Origin of the sequence: Streptomyces sp. NPDC044571, from assembly GCF_040647115.1 — a bacterium.
Taxonomy (GTDB): domain Bacteria; phylum Actinomycetota; class Actinomycetes; order Streptomycetales; family Streptomycetaceae; genus Streptomyces.
The window spans coordinates 57379-77638 of the sequence record NZ_JBEZBN010000007.1; the positions used below are offsets into that span (position 1 = coordinate 57379).

General features: G+C 72.1%; 20 protein-coding genes and 2 pseudogenes. 9 read left to right on the top strand and 13 right to left on the bottom strand.

Going from position 1 to position 20260, the window contains the following annotated elements:
* The first annotated feature begins 38 nt into the window (after positions 1–38).
* Positions 39–581 carry a GNAT family protein gene (locus AB0B01_RS05730; RefSeq protein WP_361713270.1) on the top strand — a complete coding sequence of 181 codons (543 nt, stop codon included), beginning with the start codon at positions 39–41 and terminating at the stop codon, positions 579–581.
* 61 nt (positions 582–642) lie between these two features.
* On the opposite strand, the gene AB0B01_RS05735 is transcribed toward AB0B01_RS05730, so the two are convergent.
* Positions 643–1188, bottom strand: a complete 546-nt coding sequence (locus AB0B01_RS05735; RefSeq protein ID WP_361713272.1) for a hypothetical protein — start codon at positions 1186–1188, stop codon at positions 643–645.
* Positions 1189–1221: 33 nt separating this feature from the next.
* Here AB0B01_RS05735 and AB0B01_RS05740 point away from each other — a divergent pair.
* Together AB0B01_RS05740 and AB0B01_RS05745 are read left to right on the top strand one after the other, a co-directional pair.
* Positions 1222–2087 (top strand): annotated as a pseudogene (locus tag AB0B01_RS05740) (IS5 family transposase).
* Positions 2088–2451: 364 nt separating this feature from the next.
* On the top strand, positions 2452–2724 hold the full coding sequence (locus tag AB0B01_RS05745; protein ID WP_361713274.1) for a zinc-ribbon domain-containing protein: 273 nt from the start codon (positions 2452–2454) through the stop codon (positions 2722–2724).
* 337 nt (positions 2725–3061) lie between these two features.
* Here the strand turns inward: AB0B01_RS05745 and AB0B01_RS05750 are convergent, their stop codons facing one another.
* Positions 3062–3550, bottom strand: a complete 489-nt coding sequence (locus tag AB0B01_RS05750; RefSeq protein WP_361713276.1) for a hypothetical protein — start codon at positions 3548–3550, stop codon at positions 3062–3064.
* A gap of 111 nt (positions 3551–3661) precedes the next feature.
* Positions 3662–4360, bottom strand: a complete 699-nt coding sequence (locus tag AB0B01_RS05755; RefSeq protein WP_361713278.1) for a TetR/AcrR family transcriptional regulator — start codon at positions 4358–4360, stop codon at positions 3662–3664.
* A gap of 147 nt (positions 4361–4507) precedes the next feature.
* Between AB0B01_RS05755 and AB0B01_RS05760 the strand changes: the two genes are divergently transcribed.
* Positions 4508–4966: a nitroreductase/quinone reductase family protein gene (locus AB0B01_RS05760; RefSeq protein ID WP_361713280.1), complete on the top strand. Its 459-nt coding sequence runs from the start codon at positions 4508–4510 to the stop codon at positions 4964–4966.
* 195 nt (positions 4967–5161) lie between these two features.
* On the opposite strand, the gene AB0B01_RS05765 is transcribed toward AB0B01_RS05760, so the two are convergent.
* Positions 5162–6460 (bottom strand): geranylgeranyl reductase family protein, encoded by a 1299-nt coding sequence (locus AB0B01_RS05765; RefSeq protein ID WP_361713439.1) that lies wholly within the window; start codon positions 6458–6460, stop codon positions 5162–5164.
* A 252-nt stretch (positions 6461–6712) separates the two neighbouring features.
* Between AB0B01_RS05765 and AB0B01_RS05770 the strand changes: the two genes are divergently transcribed.
* Both AB0B01_RS05770 and AB0B01_RS05775 read left to right on the top strand, forming a co-directional pair.
* Positions 6713–8077, top strand: a complete 1365-nt coding sequence (locus AB0B01_RS05770; protein ID WP_361713282.1) for a dipeptidase — start codon at positions 6713–6715, stop codon at positions 8075–8077.
* 129 nt (positions 8078–8206) lie between these two features.
* Positions 8207–8899, top strand: coding sequence for an MBL fold metallo-hydrolase (locus tag AB0B01_RS05775; RefSeq protein WP_361713284.1), 693 nt, complete (start codon positions 8207–8209; stop codon positions 8897–8899).
* A 101-nt stretch (positions 8900–9000) separates the two neighbouring features.
* Here the strand turns inward: AB0B01_RS05775 and AB0B01_RS05780 are convergent, their stop codons facing one another.
* The gene (locus AB0B01_RS05780) at positions 9001–10041 is read right to left on the bottom strand and encodes an NUDIX domain-containing protein (RefSeq protein ID WP_361713286.1); all 1041 of its coding nucleotides are present in this window, start codon (positions 10039–10041) and stop codon (positions 9001–9003) included.
* A gap of 201 nt (positions 10042–10242) precedes the next feature.
* Here AB0B01_RS05780 and AB0B01_RS05785 point away from each other — a divergent pair, with 201 nt between their 5' ends.
* Positions 10243–11229 carry a LacI family DNA-binding transcriptional regulator gene (locus AB0B01_RS05785; protein WP_361713441.1) on the top strand — a complete coding sequence of 329 codons (987 nt, stop codon included), beginning with the start codon at positions 10243–10245 and terminating at the stop codon, positions 11227–11229.
* 469 nt (positions 11230–11698) lie between these two features.
* Here AB0B01_RS05785 and AB0B01_RS05790 read toward each other — a convergent pair whose 3' ends face one another.
* The 5 genes from AB0B01_RS05790 to AB0B01_RS05810 form a co-directional block, all read right to left on the bottom strand.
* On the bottom strand, positions 11699–12997 hold the full coding sequence (locus AB0B01_RS05790; RefSeq protein WP_361713288.1) for an aldolase: 1299 nt from the start codon (positions 12995–12997) through the stop codon (positions 11699–11701).
* Between the two features lie 163 nt (positions 12998–13160).
* On the bottom strand, positions 13161–14123 hold the full coding sequence (locus tag AB0B01_RS05795) for an electron transfer flavoprotein subunit alpha/FixB family protein (RefSeq protein WP_361713290.1): 963 nt from the start codon (positions 14121–14123) through the stop codon (positions 13161–13163).
* A gap of 62 nt (positions 14124–14185) precedes the next feature.
* Positions 14186–14971: an electron transfer flavoprotein subunit beta/FixA family protein gene (locus tag AB0B01_RS05800; RefSeq protein WP_356848881.1), complete on the bottom strand. Its 786-nt coding sequence runs from the start codon at positions 14969–14971 to the stop codon at positions 14186–14188.
* 202 nt (positions 14972–15173) lie between these two features.
* A complete protein-coding gene (locus AB0B01_RS05805; protein WP_361713293.1) occupies positions 15174–15734 on the bottom strand; it encodes a flavin reductase family protein in 561 nt (186 codons plus the stop codon).
* 246 nt (positions 15735–15980) lie between these two features.
* A complete protein-coding gene (locus AB0B01_RS05810; RefSeq protein ID WP_361713295.1) occupies positions 15981–16328 on the bottom strand; it encodes a thioredoxin family protein in 348 nt (115 codons plus the stop codon).
* A gap of 304 nt (positions 16329–16632) precedes the next feature.
* On the opposite strand from AB0B01_RS05810, the gene AB0B01_RS05815 reads away from it, so the two are divergent.
* Positions 16633–17355: a lysophospholipid acyltransferase family protein gene (locus tag AB0B01_RS05815; RefSeq protein WP_361713297.1), complete on the top strand. Its 723-nt coding sequence runs from the start codon at positions 16633–16635 to the stop codon at positions 17353–17355.
* Between the two features lie 96 nt (positions 17356–17451).
* On the opposite strand, the pseudogene AB0B01_RS05820 reads toward AB0B01_RS05815, so the two are convergent.
* A pseudogene (locus AB0B01_RS05820) lies at positions 17452–17814 on the bottom strand (hypothetical protein); the annotation flags it as partial.
* 1 nt (position 17815) lies between these two features.
* Positions 17816–18376 (bottom strand): CGNR zinc finger domain-containing protein, encoded by a 561-nt coding sequence (locus tag AB0B01_RS05825; protein ID WP_361713299.1) that lies wholly within the window; start codon positions 18374–18376, stop codon positions 17816–17818.
* A gap of 82 nt (positions 18377–18458) precedes the next feature.
* On the opposite strand from AB0B01_RS05825, the gene AB0B01_RS05830 reads away from it, so the two are divergent.
* On the top strand, positions 18459–19700 hold the full coding sequence (locus AB0B01_RS05830) for an MFS transporter (RefSeq protein ID WP_361713301.1): 1242 nt from the start codon (positions 18459–18461) through the stop codon (positions 19698–19700).
* Here the strand turns inward: AB0B01_RS05830 and AB0B01_RS05835 are convergent.
* Entirely contained in the window at positions 19636–20235 is a 600-nt protein-coding gene (locus AB0B01_RS05835; RefSeq protein WP_361713443.1) for a transglutaminase family protein, read from the bottom strand. The two genes, AB0B01_RS05830 and AB0B01_RS05835, sit on opposite strands and share 65 nt — an antisense overlap.
* Positions 20236–20260 lie beyond the last annotated feature (25 nt).

Here is a 20260-nt window from a genome sequence, read left to right on the forward strand (position 1 = left end):
GTTTGCCGCCGGCCAGTCCGGCCGGATAGGAAGCTCGCATGCTACGAGGCGGCGAGGTCGGGCTGAGGGCCCGGCACGAGGAAGACATCCCGATCCTGCGGGCCGAGCTCTACGACGACGTGGTCAACTCCTCGCGGGCCGAGAGCAAGCCGTGGCGGCCGGTCACGCCCGGCTCGAATGATCCGCGGCTGGTGGTGGACGACAAGGAGCAGGGCAGCGTCCAGTTCTCCGTGGTGGAGCTGGACGGCGGGACGCTCGCCGGCACCGCGACGCTGTGGGGCATCGACAACCACCACCGGTCCGCGCACATCGGACTGGGGCTGCTGCCGTCCGCCCGCGGCAAGGGCTACGGCACCGACGTGGTCGCGGTGCTGTGCCACTACGGTTTCAACGTGCGCGGCCTGCAGCGGCTGCAGATCGAGACGCTGTCGGACAACACCGCGATGCTGCGCTCCGCCGAGCGCAACGGCTTCGTCCGCGAGGGCGTGCTGCGCTCCGCGGCCTGGGTGATGGGCGAGTTCCTGGACCAGGTGCTGCTCGGGCTCCTCGTCCAGGACTGGAAGCAGGACTCGAAGGTCTAGGCCGTTTCGTTTGGATCATCCGATCGATGGTCTGGGATGTACGTCCAGTCCTCCTCGGACTTCACCGGCGCCGACCGAGAAGGGCCGCCTGCTCCATCTTGAGACGCGCGAAGCGCGTGGTGGTGTACTCCTTCAGCTCCGGCCCCGGGAACTGGATGACAGATTTGTATTCGCGGAACTCGCCACTCGCCCAACGCGCCGCGGTGATCTCGTAGCCGGAGACATGGGCGCACAGTTCGAGCAGGACAGGCGGCATCTCCTCCTCGATGAGAAGGTCGGCCTTGGTGACGACCACGTCGCGCATCTTCTGGATGTTGGGCAGGAAGACAGTCGTGGCCCAGATGCGCCACTCGACGAGCTCCTCCTCGGTGGGGGGAATGTCGTGGTCGAAGGGGTGGACCCCATCAGGGCGAGCATATTTCTCGCAAAACGCCTCATAGGCGCGACTATTGGACTCCATGAGCGCGAAGAGTGGGCCGTAGAAGTCGCTCAACTGCTGGTTCACTCGGGCGAGCCGGGCCTGTCGCTGCGCGAGCCTCAGCCCGTTGAGGTACGTCGTCAGGTATCCGACGAAGGCCAGACTGACGGTCATGATCACGGCGCCCATGGCGGGATAGTAGGACCGCTTCCTTCAGACCATCTGATCGTTGGTCTCATTGTGCCGTTGACTGACGTGCAGTGGGCGCGGATTGAGCCGTTGCTCCCGAACCCGACGCCGAAACGGGGTGGCCGCTGGCGGGACCACCGCCGCGAGGTGATCGATGTGATCGCCTGGAACTTCCAGACCGGATCGCAGTGGGTTCACCTGCCCGTGAAGTACGGCAACTGGCCAGGTGTCTACAACCGGCTTCGCATGTGGGCCGTCGATGGCACCTGGGAGCGCGTCTTCACCGCGCTCGTGGCCCAGGCCGACGGCGACGAGGACCTGAGCTGGACGGTCTCGGTGCACTCCACGATCGTGCGCGCCCACCAGCACGCGGCCGGGGCCCGCAAAAAGGGGCCCCGGCCGACGAGCCGGACGACCATGCCATCGGTCGCTCCCGCGGCGGACCAACCACGAAGATTCACCTCGCAGCCGACGCCCACTGCCGGCCCCTCGCCTTCGCTCTCACTGCCGGACAGGCTGGTGACGCGCCCGCCTTCGCGCACGTGATGGCCCGCTTGCGCGTTCCCCGACGACGCGGACAGCCCCGCACCAGGCCAGACGTAGTCCTGGCCGATAAGGCGTACTCATCACGCGCCATCCGTGAACACCTGCGCAAGCGCGGTATCCGGGCGGTAATCCCCGTTCCGGCGGACCAGCGGGGTGACCGGCTGCGCCGAGGCAGCCGGGGCGGCAGGCCACCCGCCTTCGACCGCGAGGCATACAAGCAGCGCAACGCGGTCGAGCGATGCATCAACCGCTTGAAGCAGTGGCACGGCACCGCCACTCGCTACGAGAAGACGGCGACCATCTACCTGGCTGGATTGCACGTCGCGGGCATCTTCCTCTGGTCCGCCCCTTGATCCAAACGAAACCGCCTAGCCGAGTGGTCCCGATGTCCTCAGGGGTGCCCTCCTTGTTGATCGGGATGAGGAGGCCATCCGGGATCGTTTTGACCGGGGCGTTGGCGGGTCAGTCGTGCCGGGGCCGTCATGGCAGCGGGCCCCCGAGCCGGTCAGGGCACTCACCTGGCGGTGGTGAGGGATGTGCGCCCACGGCGACGGGGCGGCACAACGGGTTCCGACACCGAAGCACCTGGTCAAGGGCTCATCCGCGGTGCGGTCGGGTGCCTGGGCGGCCCTGGCGACTGCCTGGGAAAATGGGGGAGAGGATCCCGGTCAGCGTCCCCGCCCGGCGGTGGGCACTGAACCCAGAAGGGCCGAACTCATGATCATCTTTGGCACCAAGGTATACCTGTACCAACTCGCGATACTCACGCTGACGTGCCGTCACTGCGGCAACCCCGCCGCGCACACGATCACGAAGCACGTCACCAAGTTCACGCTGTTCTTCGTGCCACTGTTCCCCATCTCGACGAAGTATGCGACGCAGTGCACGTTCTGCGGTATGGAGCAGGAGGTGCCCAAGGAGTGGGCCGAGCAGTCGCAGGCGCAAGCCGCAGGCGATGTCGGCGCCGAGGCGTACGGGCACTCACGGTAGCCGTACGAGCACCCTGGAGCCCGACAGTCGCCGACGCCGGCCAGCCAGGGCCCTGGACAGTGCGTCACTTCTCAGTGGCAGGTCACGACCAAGTCGCACCTGAGCAGAGTGGTATTGCAGTGCGGCGTCTGCTGTAAACGACGGATGCGAGGGCAGCCTCGGCGGACGAGACGCTCCCACTCGAACCGGCCGACGGCCGCGGCAGCCGGCGGGCAGGGACCCCGATCCGCCCGCGCGCAGGGGCGGTGCACGGCGCTCGACGGGCAGCGGCAAACCGGCCGGCAGGGTCGTCTCTCGGATCTTGCTCCCCCAACCAGGACCTGTCCGAGGGGTCGGTTCAGGTAAGCCCTCCGATCTCCCTCAGATGATCGGTGATCGCGTCCCGCGACCTCATCAACCGCCGGGCAGGCTCGACCAGAGCAGAACCGTCGCGCGACCGCGCGACCTCGGCGAGCAGCCGGTAGAGAGGGGCGACCTGGTCCTCCAACGACTTGACGAGGTCGAAGGCGCTACGCGGCCCGACCAGGCGCACTACTGTCCCCTGCCGCCGCACGTGGCCTATGTGGCCATCGACAACCGTGACAACCTCCTGCATGTCGACCTCGCGACCCTCGTCCAGATGCTCAGCCGTCTGCCGGAGCGTCCGTGCGATGTCCGCGGCCGCCTGCAGCAGGTCGGTGTACGACTGGAGCGACCTGGCTTCCTGCTCGGCGTACCGGGCCCGCCGCCACTTGCTGCGCTCCACGTACATGTTGCCTGCGAGTGTCGGGGCAACTGCCGCAAGTGCGGAGGCCACCGGCACTACTTGAGTCGTTATGTCAGCCACAGGGCAGGAGTGTGCCACCCGGAAGAAGGCGGTGCGGCCGGCCCGGTCCACGGCGATGACACAATCTCCCCCGCCCCAGCCCGGCGCGTCACTCCGTTAATGGCTCGGGGGTCAGGTGGTGGGGAGGCCGACGGTATGGGCGAGTTGGGTCGCCGCGTGCGTGAAGAAGGTGTCGCGGTCTTCGACCACGCGGTTGAACTGGCCGAACAGCTCGAAGGAGATCAGGCCCGCCAGCTGCGCCCAGGCGGCCACCAGGGACGCAGTGGCCTCGGGGGGCAGGCCTTGGGCGAAGTCCGCGGTCATGCGGACGGCTTCCGGGCGCAGGGCGGCGGGCAGGGGCGGGAGTGCGAGCCCGCGGCCCTCGTAGGCGGCCCGGACGATGCCGATGAGGGTGTTGCCGACGCGGGAGGCGGGGCCGACGGTGTCCACGGGGGCGCTGTAGCCGGGGACCGGGGAACCGTAGATGAGGGCGTACTCGTGCGGATGCTCCAGCGCCCAGGCCCGTACGGCCTCGCAGACCGCGACCCAGCGCGCGCGGGGCAGCGCGGCTGCGGCGAGGGCGCGGGCGTCCGCCTCCTCGGCGGCGACGCCGATGCTGTCGTAGGCGTCGACGATCAGCGCCGTGAGGAGCTCGTCGCGGCTGGGGAAGTAGCGGTAGAGGGCGGAGGACACCATGCCCAGCTCTCTGGCCACCGCGCGCAGCGAGAGTTTGGCTGCGCCCTCGGCCGCGAGCATGCGGCGGGCCTCGTCCTTGATGGCGGCGGTCACCTCGATGCGGGCCCGTTCCCGGGCCCCGCGCACGGTACTCATGCGGTCAGTGTGCCATGCAAGGAGAGCAGTGCCCACAACGAGCAGCAGCGATCCGATTCGAGAGCAGTGCTCTTGCTTTGGTGCACCGATCCGTGCACACTGATCTCAAGCGAGAGCACCGCTCTCCAAACGCTTCCGGAGGCCGTCATGAACGCCCGTACCCCCTACTACGTCCAGGCCGGTCCGCTCGCCACCCGTTTCAACTCGCTCTTCGGGAAGCTCGCCCGCCTCGGCGTCAGCCTGGCCGGCTCCGCCGAACTGTCGGTGCGCGGACGCAAGTCCGGCCGGATGCAGCGGATCCCGGTGAATCCGCACGCCTACGCAGGACAGCAGTACCTGGTCTCGGCGCGCGGCCACTCCCAGTGGGTCCGCAACATGCGGGCGGCGGGTGGCGGCGAGCTCCGCGTGGGCAGCAAGGTGCGTACCTTCACGGTCGTCGAACTCACCGACCCCGCCGCGAAGGCCCCGGTGATCCGCGCCTACCTGGAGAGGTGGGGCTGGCAGGTCAACCAGTTCTTCCAGGGCGTCTCGGCGGAGTCCTCCGACGCGGAGCTCCAGGCCGTGGCCGACGACCACCCCGTCTTCGCCCTCACGGTGTCGCACTGACCGCCCGCCGCACCAGGCCACGTACCGCCGGCCGTCGGCGGCCCCCACCTGCAGCCACCGGCACCCGCCCAGGAGAGGACGGACCGCCGCCCGCCCCTGTGCCACACGACCCCGAAAGGCCCCTGGCCGCAGCGCCCCCGGCCGCAGCGCCGGGCCGGGCCTCCCGGCCCGAGCCCGGCCCTCAACCGGCCGGCCTCAGCCCTGGCCGGCCCCCGAACCCTGACCCGAGCCCGAGCCCGACCCCTCGCCCGAGACGGCGCCCGCACCCGCGCCCCGGTCCGCCGCCTGCGCCCGGCCGCGCGCCTGTCGGCCGTCGAGCGCGTGCAGCGCCTTGCGGGCCAGCGGGTACGTCCGCACCAGGTCGGCCAGCGTCGTCGAACCCCGAGTGATCCGGGCGAAGGCCCGCCACGCCGGGCGGAAGCCGGTGATCGCCGCATGCAGGAGCCCCGGCTTCGCCTCGAAGAGGGTCAGCATCCGCCGCCCGACCCCCATCTCGACGCCCAGGCCGGCCTTGATGGCGAAGGCGTAGTTCAGGGCCTGGCGCCGCGCGTCCACCGCGTCCTGCGCCTCGGAGATCTTCACGGCCCACTCCCCCGCCAGCCGACCCGAGCGCAGGGCGAACGAGATGCCCTCCCGGGTCCACGGCTCCAGCAGTCCGGCCGCGTCGCCCGCCACCAGCACCCGGCCGCGCGAGAGCGGCGATTCGGGCGTGCGGCACCGCGTCAGGTGGCCGGAGGAGATGGACGGCTCGAAACCGGCCAGGCCCAGCCGGGCGATGAAGTCCTCCAGGTACCGCTTGGTGGCCGCGCCCTCGCCCTTGGCCGAAATGACACCCACGGTGAGGGTGTCCCCCTTGGGGAAGACCCAGCCGTAGCTGCCGGGCAGCGGGCCCCAGTCGATGAGCACCCGTCCCTTCCAGTCCTCGGCGACCGTCTCCGGAACGGGGATCTCCGCCTCCAGACCGAGATCCACCTGCTCCATCTCGACCCCGACGTGCGCGCCGATCCGGCTCGCGCTGCCGTCCGCACCGACCACGGCCCGGGCCAGCACGGTCTCCCCGCTCGCCAGGACCACGGCGACGGTCCGCCGGTCGGGCACCGCCGCCCCGTGCTGTTCGACGCGCGCGACGGCCGTACCCGTACGCACCGTCGCGCCGGCCTTCTCGGCCTCCGCGACGAGACCGGCATCGAACTCCGGCCGGTTGATGAGCCCGAACAGCATGTGCTTCGCGCGGCGGGTCCGGGTCAGCTTCCCGTTCAGCGAGAAGGTGACCGCATGGATCCGGTCCTGGAGCGGCAGCACGAAGCCCGGCGGCAGGGCGTCGCGCGACGGGCCGATGATCCCGCCCCCGCAGGTCTTGTACCGGGGCAGCTCGGCCTTCTCCAGCAGCAGGACGCGCCGCCCCGCCGTCGCCGCCGCGTGTGCGGCCGAGGCGCCGGCCGGGCCGGCCCCGACCACCACCACGTCCCACACCTCGCCGGTCCCCCCGGCCATGTCCTCGCCCGCCCCCTGAGCGCCCTGCTCTGCTGCGCCGGACCCGCCGACGGTGCTTTCGTCGCTGCTCACGATGTGCTGCTGCTCCTGATCATGCGGTTGCTCCGATGCCGGGGAAATCCTACGGCGCGCGTTCCGCTCGTCCTGCTGTGCGAGGATCGGGACCGTCTCCCGCCGTACCCGGTATACGCGCACCACGCGGATCGGGCGGCGTACACGTAGAACAACGTCGCACCCATGAGGAGCGTGCCCATGTCGCCGAATTCGGTCGCCGAGACCATCGCCTCGCTGATGCCCCGCGCCAAGCAGGAGCTGGCCGAGCTGGTGGCCTTCCAATCGGTGGCGGACTTCGCGCAGTTCCCCCGCAGCGAGAGCGAGGCCGCCGCGAACTGGGTGGCGGACGCGCTGCGCACCGAGGGCTTCCAGGACGTGGCGCTGCTCGACACCCCTGACGGCACGCAGTCGGTGTACGGGTTCCTGCCCGGCCCCGAGGGCGCCCCGACCGTCCTGCTCTACGCCCACTACGACGTTCAGCCGCCGCTGGACGACGCCGCCTGGACCTCCCCGGCCTTCGAGCTGACCGAGCGCGACGGCCGCTGGTACGGGCGCGGTGCGGCGGACTGCAAGGGCGGGTTCATCATGCACCTGCTCGCGCTGCGCGCTCTGAAGGTGAACGGCGGGGTGCCGGTGAGCGTGAAGGTGATCGTCGAGGGTTCGGAGGAGCAGGGCACCGGCGGCCTCCAGCAGTACGCCGAGGCCCACCCGGAGCTGCTGGCCGCCGACACGATCGTCATCGGCGACGCGGGCAACTTCCGGCTCGGCCTGCCGACGGTGACGGCCACGCTGCGCGGGATGACCCTGATCAAGGTGAAGATCGACACGCTGGCCGGCAACCTGCACTCCGGCATGTTCGGCGGTGTCGCCCCCGACGCGCTGGCCGCGCTGATCCGCGTACTGGACTCGCTGCGGGCGGCGGACGGCTCGACGACGGTCGACGGGCTGGCCTCGGACGCGGTGTGGGAGGGGCTCCAGTACCCGGAGGAGGACTTCCGCTCCGACGCACGCGTTCTGGACGGCGTCGAGCTGATCGGCGAGGGCACGGTCGCGGACCGCCTGTGGGCCCGCCCGGCGGTGACGGTGCTGGGCATCGACTGCCCGCCGGTGGTCGGCGCGACCCCGTCGGTGCACGCGAGCGCCGGCGCGCTGATCAGCCTGCGCGTGCCGCCGGGCGTGGACACCGCCGAGGCCATCAAGCTGCTGGAGGCCCACCTCGTGGCGCACACGCCGTGGAAGGCACGCCTGGAGCTGGAGGTCGTGGGTCAGGGCCAGCCGTTCCAGGCCGACACGAGCAGCCCGGCGTACGCGTCGATGGCGGCGGCCCTGCGCGAGGCGTACGACGGCCAGGAGATGCAGATCAGCGGCATGGGCGGCTCGATCCCCCTGTGCAACACGCTGACGTCGCTGTACCCGCAGGCGGAGATGCTGCTCATCGGGCTGAGCGAGCCGGAGGCGCAGATCCACGCGGTGAACGAGAGCGTCTCGCCGCAGGAGTTGGAGCGCCTCTCGGTTGCGGAGGCCCTGTTCCTGGTCAACTACGCGGCGTCCAAGGCGGTCTGAGCCCACGCCGGCGGCCTGCCCCCCTCCTGCCCGGGCCCACTGCGGCGCGCCTGCGCCTACGCCCAGGGCGAACTCCGCTCCCGGTGAACCACGCCCCGGGAGCGGAGTCCCGGGGCGTACGGTCGCGGTATGGATCTTGTCGAGACAGTCGAGATAGTCCCGGGCCGGCTGCACATGCTCGGTTTCCCGATCGGCCAGGCGTACCTGTGGCGTGACGGGGAGGGCCTGACCCTGGTTGACGCCGGCCACGCCGGCGCGGCGCCCGCCATCGAGACGGCGATCCGTTCCCTCGGGCTCGGCCCGGAGCGGCTGGAGCGGATCGTGCTGACCCACTGCCACCGCGATCACATCGGCGCGGCGGAGGAACTCGCGGCCCGCTGGGGCGCGGAGGTCCTCGCCCACCGCCTGGATGCCCCGGTGATCCGTGGCGAGGTCCCGGTCCCCGAGCCGGTGCTCCTCGACTGGGAGGTCCCGCTGTACGAGCACGGCCTGACGGTTCCCGAAGCGCCGCCGACCCGCGTCGACCGGGAGCTGGAGGACGGCGAGGTGCTCCCCTTCGGTGACGGGGCGGTGGTGGTCCACGCCCCGGGCCACACCCCGGGCAGCATCGGCATCCATCTGCCGCGCCACGGCGTGCTGTTCGCCGGTGACTGCATAGCGGGGGTGGGACAGGTGATGCTGGGCGTCTTCAACGTGGACCGGGCCGCGGCGCAGGACTCCTTCCGGCGCCTCGCGGCCCTGTCGCCGTCCCTCGCCTGCTTCGGCCACGGCGCTCCGCTGGCGGCGGATACGGCAACGACCCTCGCCAAGGCCGCCGCCTGACCCCGGCCGCCCTCCGCCCCGCCGCCGAAGGCCACCGGCGGCGGCGGCCCGGGCCGATCCGGCCCGGGCCGCGGGATGCCACTGCTCCGGGCCGTCGGGTGCTACGGCTTGGGCCGACCCGCCTCCAGGTAGGCCGGCCGCCCCGCCTCACGGGCCCGCAGCGCCCAGCGCAAGCGCTCGTACCGCTCCGGCGGCAGCAGCCCGCCCGCCTCCTCCTCCGTCACGAACCGCCAGGCCCGCAACTCCGGCCCCGGCAGCCGCAGCCCGGCCGCCGCCCGCTCCGACAGCCTTCCGCCGTCGAAAAGCATCCGCAGCCCCCCGTAGGCCGGAGGGGCCGGCGGCTCCCAGTCGACCACCAGCAGCCCCGGTGTCCGCTCCAGCGCGACGCCGAGTTCCTCCGCGACCTCCCGCACCCCCGCACGGGCCGGCGCCTCTCCCGCCTCGACGATCCCGCCCGGGAACTCCCAGCCCGGCTTGTACGTCGGATCAACCAGCAGCACGCGGTCCTCGTCGTCGAACAGCAGCACGCCCGCCGCCACCGTCTCCCGCGTCGGCTCCGGCGTCTGCACGATCTCGCAGATGCCGGCCGCATCCGTGCGCACGGCCTCGGCGATCCGCTCGGCCGTCTCCCGCACCGTCAGGCGGCCGTTGTCCACGACGTGCGCGTCGGCCGTCAGCCAGCCGCCCAACGCCTGCTGGTAGACCGGGATGTGGTCGTACGCCCACTGCCGCACCCGTACGTCCACCACCTCCGGGGCGCCCGGCTCCTCCCGGGTGGCGATCCGCTCCCGCAGGATCGTTTCCGCGGGGGCGAGCAGCACATGCCGCACCGGTATCCGCCGCGCGGCGAGCCCGCCGAAGATCTCATCGCGGTACTCCTGGCGCAGCAGCGTCATCGGCACCACGAGCACCCCTCCCACCTCGGCGAGCATTGCGGCGGCCGTGTCCACCACCAGGCGCCGCCAACTCGGCAGGTCCTGGTAGTCGGAGACCTCCGCGAGGCGCTTGGGCGGCAGGAGCCGGCGCAGCGTGTCACCGATGAGCTCCGGGTCGTACAGGGTGCTGTCCGGCAGGATTCCGGTGAGTTCGCGGGCCGTGCTGGTCTTCCCGGCGCCGAATGTGCCGTTGATCCAGACAATCACGTCTACCCCTCTCCCCATGGCTCGTCCGGAGCCCCCAGTGGCTTGCCCGCATCACCCTGCCACGGAAACCCGCTCCCCGGCCCAGTGCTTATCCTCAAGGTCACAGCCGTGCCCGTCGTCGTGCCCGTTGCCCTGGGAGGTTTGCGTACCGTGCCGCACACCCGTCGTCCGTCCGATCCCCGCTACGGCAACCGGCCGACCATGAAGGACGTCGCGGCCCGCGCGGGCGTCGGCCTGAAGACCGTGTCACGGGTGGTCAACGGCGAGCCGGGGGTCACCGCTGACACCGTCAGACGGGTCGAGGAGGCCATCGAGGCGCTCGGCTTCCGCCGCAACGACAGCGCGCGGGTGCTCCGCAAGGGCCGGACCGCCACCGTGGGCCTGGTCCTGGAGGACCTCGCGGACCCCTTCTACGGGCCGCTGAACCGGGCGGTGGAGGAGGTGGCCCGGGCCCACGGCGCGCTGCTCATCAACGGCTCCAGTGCCGAGGATCCGGACCGCGAGCGTGAGTTGGCGCTCGCACTGTGCGCACGCCGGGTGGACGGGCTGATCGTGATCCCGGCCGGGGACGACCACCGCTATCTGGAGCCGGAGATGCGGGCGGGGGTGGCCACGGTGTTCGTGGACCGCCCGGCCGGCCGGATCGAGGCGGACGTGGTCCTGTCCGACAACTTCGGCGGCGCCCGGGACGGGGTCGCGCACCTGATCGCGGGCGGTCATCGCCGGATCGGTTTCATCGGCGACCACCCGCGCATCCACACGGCCACCGAACGCCTGCGGGGCTACCGTGCGGCCATGGCGGAGGCCGGACTGGCAGTGGAGGGCGCCTGGGTGTCCCTCGGGCCGACGGCCCCGGAGCACGTCACGGCAGCGGCGCGGAGGATGCTGACGGGCCCGGACCCGGTCACGGCCGTCTTCGCGGGGAACAACCGGGTCACGGTGACGGTGGTACGGGTCCTTGCGCACCAACCGCGGCCGGTGGCTCTGGTGGGCTTCGACGACTTCGAACTGGCCGATCTCCTGCGCCCGGGCGTGACGGTGGTGGCCCAGGACGCGGCGGCCCTGGGCCGGGTGGCCACGGACCGCCTCTTCCAACGCCTGTCGGGAGCCGCCCTTCCCGCGACCCGCATCGAACTCCCCACCCGCCTGGTCCCCCGCGGCTCGGGCGAACTGCCCCCGGGGGCCTGACGGTTGGGTGCGTCGGACCGTTCGACGCGTCGGACCGCCGTACCCGGGCCGATGCCCCACGAGCTCCGCGACCGGCGTGTCCGAGGGGGTTCAGGAGAAGGGCCGGCCGGTCGGAATCGGGCCCTGTAGGCGGGGTTGTGGCCGGCCGGGGCAGGAACCTGCGAGAAGAGGGGGGCTCGGGCCCGGTGGCGGTCATGCAGGACCCCCACACAGGCGGCCTTCCCGCTCCCGGGCCCGTCCGTGCCACCGTCCACCGCCCCGAGCCCCTCTTCTCCGCAGGTCCCCACCCCCACCCGCCGCGCTCCGGCTTCCGGGACCCATCCGGGCAGGCCCAACCCCCCATCCCGTCCGGACCGGTGTCTCGGGCGCCGGCCCGCCGTCCCTGGCGCCGGGTACGCCGCTGCCCGGCGCACGAGGAGGCGTGTGCCGGGCAGCGGGGGGCCGGGCGGCGGATGCCCGGCACGTCGGATCAGGCGGTCGCCGTCAGCGTCGCCGAGCGGCGCGGGATCGCGAAGGCGTCCAGTTCGGCGCGGGTCAGGCCGGTCAGGGCGGTGACCTCCTCGGTGCCCACCGCGCCGCAGTCGAGGCCGCGGACCAGGTAGCCGGCCAGGGCCTTGGCCGTGGCGGGCTCGTCCATCACGTCGCCCTCGATCTTGGCGACGTACGCCTTCAGGCGCGCGGCCGCGGCTTCGAGACCCTCGCGGTAGAAGGTGAAGACCGCCGCGTAGCGGGTCGGGAGGTGGCCCGGGTGCATGTCCCAGCCCTGGTAGTAGGCGCGGGCCAGGGCGCGGCGGGTGAGGCCGTAGTGCAGCTTCCAGGCCTCGTGGACGTGCTCGGTGGTGCCGATCGGCAGGACGTTCGTCGAGCCGTCGGAGACGCGTACGCCGGTGCCGGCGGCGGCGACCTGCATGATCGCCTTGGCGTGGTCGGCGGCGGGGTGGTCGCTCGACTGGTACGCGGCGGAGACGCCGACGCAGGCGCTGTAGTCGAAGGTGCCGTAGTGCAGGCCGGTGGCGCGGCCCTTGGCGGCCTCGATCATCCGGGCCACCGTGGCGGTGCCGTCGGAGGCGACGATCGACTGGCTGGTCTCGATCTGGATCTCGAAGCCGATCCGGCCCGGGCGCAGGCCGCGGGCGGTCTCGAAGGCCTCCAGCAGCTTGACGAAGGCGGTGACCTGCTCGGCGTACGTGACCTTGGGCAGGGTCAGGACGAGGCCGTCGGGCAGGCCGCCGTGCTCCAGCAGGCCGGTGAGGAAGATGTCGGTGGTGCGGATGCCGCGGTCGCGGACGTTGGACTCCATGCACTTCATGCGGATGCCCATGTACGGGGCGTTCGTGCCGTTGGCGAAGGCTTCGGAGACGAGGCGGGCGGCGCGGGCGGCGGCCTGGTCCTCCTCCTCGTCGGAGCGGACGCCGAAGCCGTCCTCGAAGTCGACGCGGAGGTCCTCGATCGGCTCGGAGGCGAGCTTGGCCCGTACGCGGTCGTAGACGGGGGCGGCCAGCTCGTCGGAGATCCCGAGGACCTTGGCGAAGGTGGCGGCGTCCGGGGCGTGCTCGTCGAGGGCCGCGAGGGCCTGGTCGCCCCAGGAGCGGATGGTGTCCGCGGCGAAGACGTCGCCGGGCACGTAGACGGTGTGGATGGGCTGCCGGGTGCCGGGGTCGCCCGGGTAGTGGCGCGCGAGCTCCGCGTCCACCGGGGCGAGGGAGGCGCTGATTGCCTCGCTGACCGCGCCTGCGAGGCTCGTTGCCACCTTCTCCTGCTGACCCATCGTGCACTCTCCTCTTTTCCGCTTCACGGAAGCTTAGATCCGCATAGCAGAATTTAGTCACGTGGTTCCGCTCAGTCAATGGTCCCTCGCCGTGCCGGGCAAACGACTCGGGGCCGTGCGGTGAGAATCACCACACGGCCCCGGGGCCTCAGAGAAGCGCAGGTCAGCCCTTGCGCGCCTTGATCTCCTCGGTCAGCTGCGGGACGACCGTGAAGAGGTCGCCGACCACGCCGTAGTCGACCAGGTCGAAGATCGGGGCCTCGGCGTCCTTGTTGATGGCCACGATGGTCTTCGAGGTCTGCATGCCGGCCCGGTGCTGGATCGCGCCCGAGATGCCGGAGGCGATGTACAGCTGCGGGGAGACCGACTTGCCGGTCTGGCCGACCTGGTTGGTGTGCGGGTACCAGCCGGCGTCGACGGCGGCGCGCGAGGCGCCGACGGCGGCACCGAGGGAGTCCGCGAGCTCCTCGATGATGTGGAAGTTCTCGGCGCCGTTGACGCCGCGGCCGCCGGAGACCACGATCGCGGCCTCGGTCAGCTCGGGGCGGCCGGTCGACTCGCGCGGGGTGCGGGAGACGACCTTGGTGCCGGTGGCCAGGGCGCCGAAGGTGACGGCGAGCGCCTCGACGGTACCGGCGGCCGGGGCGGCCTCGACCGGAGCCGAGTTCGGCTTGACGGTGATGACCGGGGTGCCCTTGGAGACGCGGGACTTGGTGGTGAAGGACGCGGCGAACGCGGACTGCGTCGCGACCGGACCCTCGTCACCCGCCTCCAGGTCGACGGCGTCGGTGATGATGCCGGAGCCGATGCGGACCGCCAGGCGCGCGGCGATCTCCTTGCCCTCGGCGGAGGACGGGACGAGCACGGCGGCCGGGGAAACGGCGTCGTACGCGGCCTGCAGCGCGTCCACCTTCGGAACGACGAGGTACTCGGCGAACTCGGGGGCGTCGGCGGTGAGGACCTTGACCGCGCCGTGCTCGGCGAGCGCGGCGGCGGTGTTCTCGGCGCCGGCGCCGAGGGCGACGGCGACGGGCTCGCCGATGCGGCGGGCCAGGGTCAGCAGCTCAAGGGTGGGCTTGCGGACGGCGCCGTCCACGTGGTCGACGTAGACGAGGACTTCAGCCATGGGAATGCTCCTGCGAATGCGAAGTAGTCAGGGGGCGATCGAGAGGGTGTCGGCTGAAGCTCTTAGATGAACTTCTGACCGGCCAGGAACTCGGCCAGCTGCTTGCCGCCCTCGCCCTCGTCCTTGACGATCGTGCCGGCGGTGCGGGCCGGACGCTGCGCGGCGGAGTCCACCTTGGTCCAGGCGCCTTCCAGACCGACCTCGTCGGCCTCGATCTCCAGCTCCTCCAGGTCCCAGGACTCCACCGGCTTCTTCTTGGCGGCCATGATGCCCTTGAAGGAGGGGTAGCGGGCCTCGCCCGACTGATCCGTCACCGAGACGAGCGCCGGGAGGGAGGCCTCCAGCTGCTCGCTCGCGGTGTCGCCGTCGCGGCGGCCGGTGACGGTGCCGTCCTCGACCTTGACCTCGGAGAGCAGGGTGACCTGGGGGACGCCCAGGCGCTCGGCCAGGATCGCCGGGAGGACGCCCATGGTGCCGTCGGTCGAGGCCATGCCGGTGATGACCAGGTCGTAGCCGGCCTTCTCGATCGCCTTGGCGAGCACGAGCGAGGTGCCCATGACGTCGGTGCCGTGCAGGTCGTCGTCCTCGACGTGGATGGCCTTGTCGGCACCCATGGACAGCGCCTTGCGCAGCGCGTCCTTGGCGTCCTCGGGGCCCACCGTCAGGACGGTGATCTCGGCGTCGTCGGCCTCGTCGGCGATCTGCAGCGCCTGCTCGACGGCGTACTCGTCGAGCTCCGACAGCAGACCGTCCACGTCGTCGCGGTCGACGGTCAGGTCATCGGCGAAGTGCCGGTCGCCGGTGGCGTCGGGCACGTACTTCACACAGACAACGATCCTCAGGCTCACGCCGGCTCTCCTACCGCATCGTCTTTTTCTGATACCGCCTTGTGCAGGCAGCATAGGCGCCTTGTCGGGCGGATCCCGGTCGGGGCGGCCCGCGCTCCGAAGGGAATGTTACTCGTCAGTACACCCTGGGTGCCCCCAGGAGGCAAGGCCGGTGAACTGTGATCTGTCCAACGCCGCCCTAACCCGCCCCAGCAGGGACGATTCAGTCGCGCAACGCGTTGAAGCGACCTTGGTGGTACAGCAGGGGACGACCTTCCCCGGCGGGGTCCCCGGCAACCGCCTCCGCGATGATCACCCGGTGCTCGCCGGCCGGAACCCTCGCCACGACCCGGCACACCAGCCACGCCAGTACGCCGTCCAGCAGCGGGACCCCGTGCGGGCCCGGGGCCCACCCGGTGGCCGGCCCGAAGCGGTCGGCTCCGCTGCGGGCGAACAGGCCGGCCAGGTCACGCTGGTGCTCGCCGAGTATGTGGACGCCCAGGTGGTCGGAATCGCGTATCGCGGGCCATGTGGAAGCCCCCGTGCCGATGGTGAAGGACAGCAGGGGCGGATCGGCGGAGACGGAGTTGAGCGAGGTCGCGGTGAAGCCGACCGGCCGGCCGCCGTCCTCGGCGGTGATCACGGCGACGCCCGCCGCGTGCCGCCGGAAGACGGAGCGCAGCAGCTCGGGCGAACCGGGCTGCACCGAGCCGGAGGGCGGGGACAGCGCCGGGGGCGTCGAGGCGAGTGCGGACGAGGTGGTGTGGGCCGTCGAGGCCGTCATGGGAAGGCTTCCTTCTGCCGCACGGGGCGGCGGACGCGGGCGCGGTCGGTTCGGGTGTCGGATCCGTTCAGTGGCCCCGACAGCGCGCGCTCGCGTGGCGGACGAGGTCCACGTGGACCCGTCCGTACAGCAGGAGTTCGTACCGCATGCCGCCAGCCTGGCGATCACCCGTGTACACAGTCAAGCCGCGGCGGACAGATGCGAGGCGCGTCACGGTGTGTGCGGGCGCGTGCACCGGCGCTCCGGTCATACGGCGGCGCCCAGCGCGGCGATCACGTCGGCCTTCCGCGGCATCCCGGCCGCCCGCCGCACGATCCGGCCCGCGGCGTCCAGGACGAGCACGGTGGGCGTCTTCTCGATGCCGAGGGCGCGGACCAGCTCAAGGTTCTGTTCGGCGTCGATCTCGATGTGCTCGACTCCGTCGACCAGTTCCGCCACCTCGGTGAGGATCCGCCGGGTGGCCCGGCAGGGCTGGCAGAACGCGCTGGAGAACTGCACCAGGCTGGCCCGCTCCCCCGGCTCCGCGCCCAGCTCGGCCGCGCCCAGCCGTCCGCCGCCGGCGCCCCGCCCGCGCACGGTCCCCTCCTCGCGCACCGCTGCTCCCCTCGCCGCTGTCGCCGGTGTCCGTCGTTCCTCGCCGGCGTCCGTCGTTTCCTCGCCGGCGTCCATCGTTCTCACGGGACCCCGGTTGTCGCACCATCGTCCTACGTCCGTACGCTGATCCGAGCGCCCGGGACACGCTCCGCATTCCCCGCGTGACAAGAATCTCCCCGGGTACAAGGGTCTGGACTGGCCAGCAGGCCGCGTTTGGGGCACGATCCCCAAGGGCCGCGTACCTACGCAGCCGTAACTTCCGGCCGGGAGAACCTCCCCAGGCAGAAAGCGGGGTCCCCCCAGCATGGCTGAGCTCGTCTACCCCCCGGTGATCGGTGCCGCGCACACCCTCTTCCGGGCGCTGGACATCCGTATCGACATGAAGGGCACCGAGAACATCCCGCGCAAGGGCGGGGCGGTCCTGGTGTCGAACCACATCGGATACCTCGACTTCATCTTCGCCGGCCTGACGGCCCGGCCGCAGAAGCGCCTGGTGCGCTTCATGGCGAAGGAGTCGGTGTTCCGGCACAGGGTCTCCGGGCCGCTGATGCGCGCGATGAAGCACATCCCGGTGGACCGCAAGCAGGGTGAGACCGCCTACGAGCACGCCCTCGACTCCCTGCGCTCCGGGGAGATCATCGGCGTGTTCCCGGAGGCGACGATCTCCCAGTCCTTCACGCTCAAGAGCTTCAAGTCGGGTGCGGCGCGGATGGCCCAGGAGGCCGGCGTCCCGCTGATCCCGGTGGCGCTGTGGGGAACCCAGCGGCTGTGGACCAAGGGCCGCCCGAAGAACCTCAAGCGCAGCCACATCCCGGTGACGATGCGGGTCGGCGAGCCCATCGAGGCGCCGACCGACCAGTACGCCGGGGCGATCACCCGCCGCCTGCGCGAGCGGGTCCAGGAGCTGCTGGAGGCGGCGCAGCGCGCCTACCCGGCCACGCCGAAGGACGCCGAGGACGCCTGGTGGCTGCCCGCCCACCTGGGCGGAACCGCACCGACGGCCGCACAGGTCAAGGAAGCGGGCTGAGTCCCCACCCCTGGGACGAATGAGCGTACGGTCCCGCGGCGCCCAGCGCCGGGGCCGTACGCCGCCAGGCCGTCAGCCCTTGATCTTCGCCGATCAGGCGTCCATCAACTCGATGGACTTCTTCGCATACCGGGTGTCCCCGGTGAAGTACCAGGCGAGGGCGTCGGTGTACGCGGCGATGGCGGCCTCGCGTTCGTCGGAGCAGCCGATGCCCGGGTTGGAGTACGAGCCGCACTCGACGACGGCGCGCGGTAGGGGCGTCCGCGCCAGCGAGGCGTACGGGCTCGCGAGCACGGCGTCGAACGCGCCCTTCCACGGCTGCCGGCCTTCCTGCGCCCTGGCGCGTACGAAGTCCAGTTGGGGGCGGCTGGTGAGGACGCCGGGATGGGTGAACGCGGCCGGGGCCGCCCCCTGTTGGACGGTGGCGTCGGCAGGGGGCCGCAAAACCGGCGCCGGCACGTCAGCGCCCTGTCTCCTCGCGCCTGCGCCTCCGGTGCGCCGCCACCCGCACCCGGGTGGCGCACGCGGTGGAGCAGTAGCGGCGGGCGCTGCCGGGGCCTGCGCCGAGGAAGAGCCGCCCACACCCCTCCGCGGCGCAGGCCCCCCAGGCGATCCGCCCGTGCTCGGTGAGCAGCCCGGCCAGGGCCAGGGCGCCCGAGGCCAGGAACCAGGCTCCCCACCCGGCCTCTTCACCCCGGTCCACGTGCAGGTGCCAGGGGTGGCCGTCGTGCCGGGTCAGACGGGGCCGGGTGGCGTACTGCTCGAACAGCGCGTTCAGGGCGCCGACGGCACGGTCCTCGTCGGGCTCGGCGAGCAGCACCGCCATCCGCGCGGCGGCGGAACGCAGTTCGGCCGCGTCGGCCTCGCCGAACTCCTCCTCCGTGAGGTCCGCCGGGCGCTCCCCGTGCCGGGCGAGGAGCTCCGCGAGCTCGCTGCGCGGGAGGCGGGGGTCGGCCCGGACCGCCTCGGCGAGGTCGAGCAGCCGCCGGGCGGCCGAGAAGCCCTGTACGGAACCGGTCATGGCCGCTCTCCTGCCGCATTCCACCCGGATGACGTAACGTCTTGTACCGCTAACACGTTACCAACGTGGAGGGGGTTCGGGGATGGGTGGCTTCGGGCGGTACCTGGCGGCGGCCGTGGCGGCGCGGTTGGCCTCCGAAGGCATGGGCCTGGCCGTGGTCCTGCTCGCCCTGGAGCGGACCGGGAGCGCGGGGCACGGGGCCTTCGTGCTGACGGCTTGGCTGGCCCCGCACGTCCTGGCGGCTCCGCTCGCCGGGGCCGCCGCGGCCCGGGCCCGGCGGCCGAGGCTGTTCCACGTGGGCGCCCTGGCCGGGTTCACGTGTGCGGTGGCGGCGCTCGCGCTGCTGCTCGGCCGGGCCCCGGTGCCCCTGGTGCTCGCCACGGCGGTGCTCGGCGGCAGCTGCGGGCCGATGGTGACGGGCGGGATGTCCAGCCTGGTCGCCGGTCTGGTCCCGGCGGGGGCCCGGCGGGACCGGGCGTATGCATGGGACGCGGCCACCTACAACGCCGCGGCGGTCACCGCTCCGGCGGCGGTCGGCCTGGTCGCGGCGCTGGGCTCCGCCGCGCCCGCGATGGCCGTGCTCGCGCTGGCCGGAGCCCTCGCGGCCGCCTTGGCCGCGACGTTCCCCTACGGGAACGGCGGCGCAGAGCGGGTGCCCGCTTCGCTGCGGGCCGGGCTGGGCGCCGGCCTGGCGGCGCTGTGGCGGATCCGGGAGCTGCGGGCGATCACCTCCGCGACGACCCTGGCCTTCCTCGGCATCGGCTCGCTCACCACCACCGCGGTCCTGCTCGCCACCCGGCTCGGCAGCCCGGGCGGCGGGGGCGTGCTGATGACCGCCTTCGCCCTGGGTGCGCTGGCGGGCTCGCTGACCCTGGGCCGGATCAGGGCAGCCGAGCCGGGGCGGTCGGCGCGCTGGGCCATGGCGGGGACCGGGGCCGCCCTGGCCGCAGCCGCCTTCAGCCCTTCCGTCGCCGTCGGGGCGGCGCTGTTCGCGGTGGCCGGCGTGTGCGACGGGCCACTGCTGACGGCCACGCTCCGGATCCGCTCGGAGTACGCCCCGGATGCCGTCCGGACCCAGGTGTTCACCCTCGGGGCCGGCCTCAAGCTGACCGCCGCATCGCTCGGCGCGGCGCTGGTCGGCGTCACCGCCGGAGCTCCGCCGCAGGCCCTGCTGGCCGGGATCTCCGTCCTGCTCCTGGCGGCGGCCCTGCTGCACGCCCTGCTGGCGCGCCCGCGGGGATCCGTACCCGCGGCGCCGGCTACAGCGCCGTCGGCAGGTTCCGCCACAGCTCGGGCCGGTCGGCGGACTCCTGGAGCGCCGTGAGCGTGGCCGGGTGCGGGGCGGCGTACACCTCGGGGTAGTCGACCTCGCCGAGCTCCGGCCGTACGGGAAAGGCCAACTGTTCGCCGTCCACGGAGAACTGGGCGTCCACGCCGGGCTTGTTGCCGCGCGGGTCCAGGCGGTACCACCGGCTGCTGCCGGGCATCCGGAGGGCGACCAGGCCGTGCACGGCGGGGTTCGCACCGTCGTCGTCGGCGAGCCGCTGGTAGCAGAAGCCCGCCGGGACGCCCCGCGCCCGCAGCAGGGCCACCAGCGCGTGGGACTTCGCGTAGCAGATGCCGTTGCGGGTGCTCAGTACGTCGGAGGCCCGCCAGGCAACCCGCAGATCCCCGGAGTCCGCCGAGTGCGGGATCGTGTCACGCACGAACTCGAACGCAGTCTTGGCGTATGAGTATGCATCTCCAGTGGCGGACCAGAGGGTCTCCGCGGTCTCCTGCACCAGCTGGTGCCAGTGATCGACGGCCTGGTCAGACCCAAGATAGTCGTGGATGTCGGGGTTCTGCTGGATCAGCTGCATGCGTCCGAGCATAGGCATGCCTCCG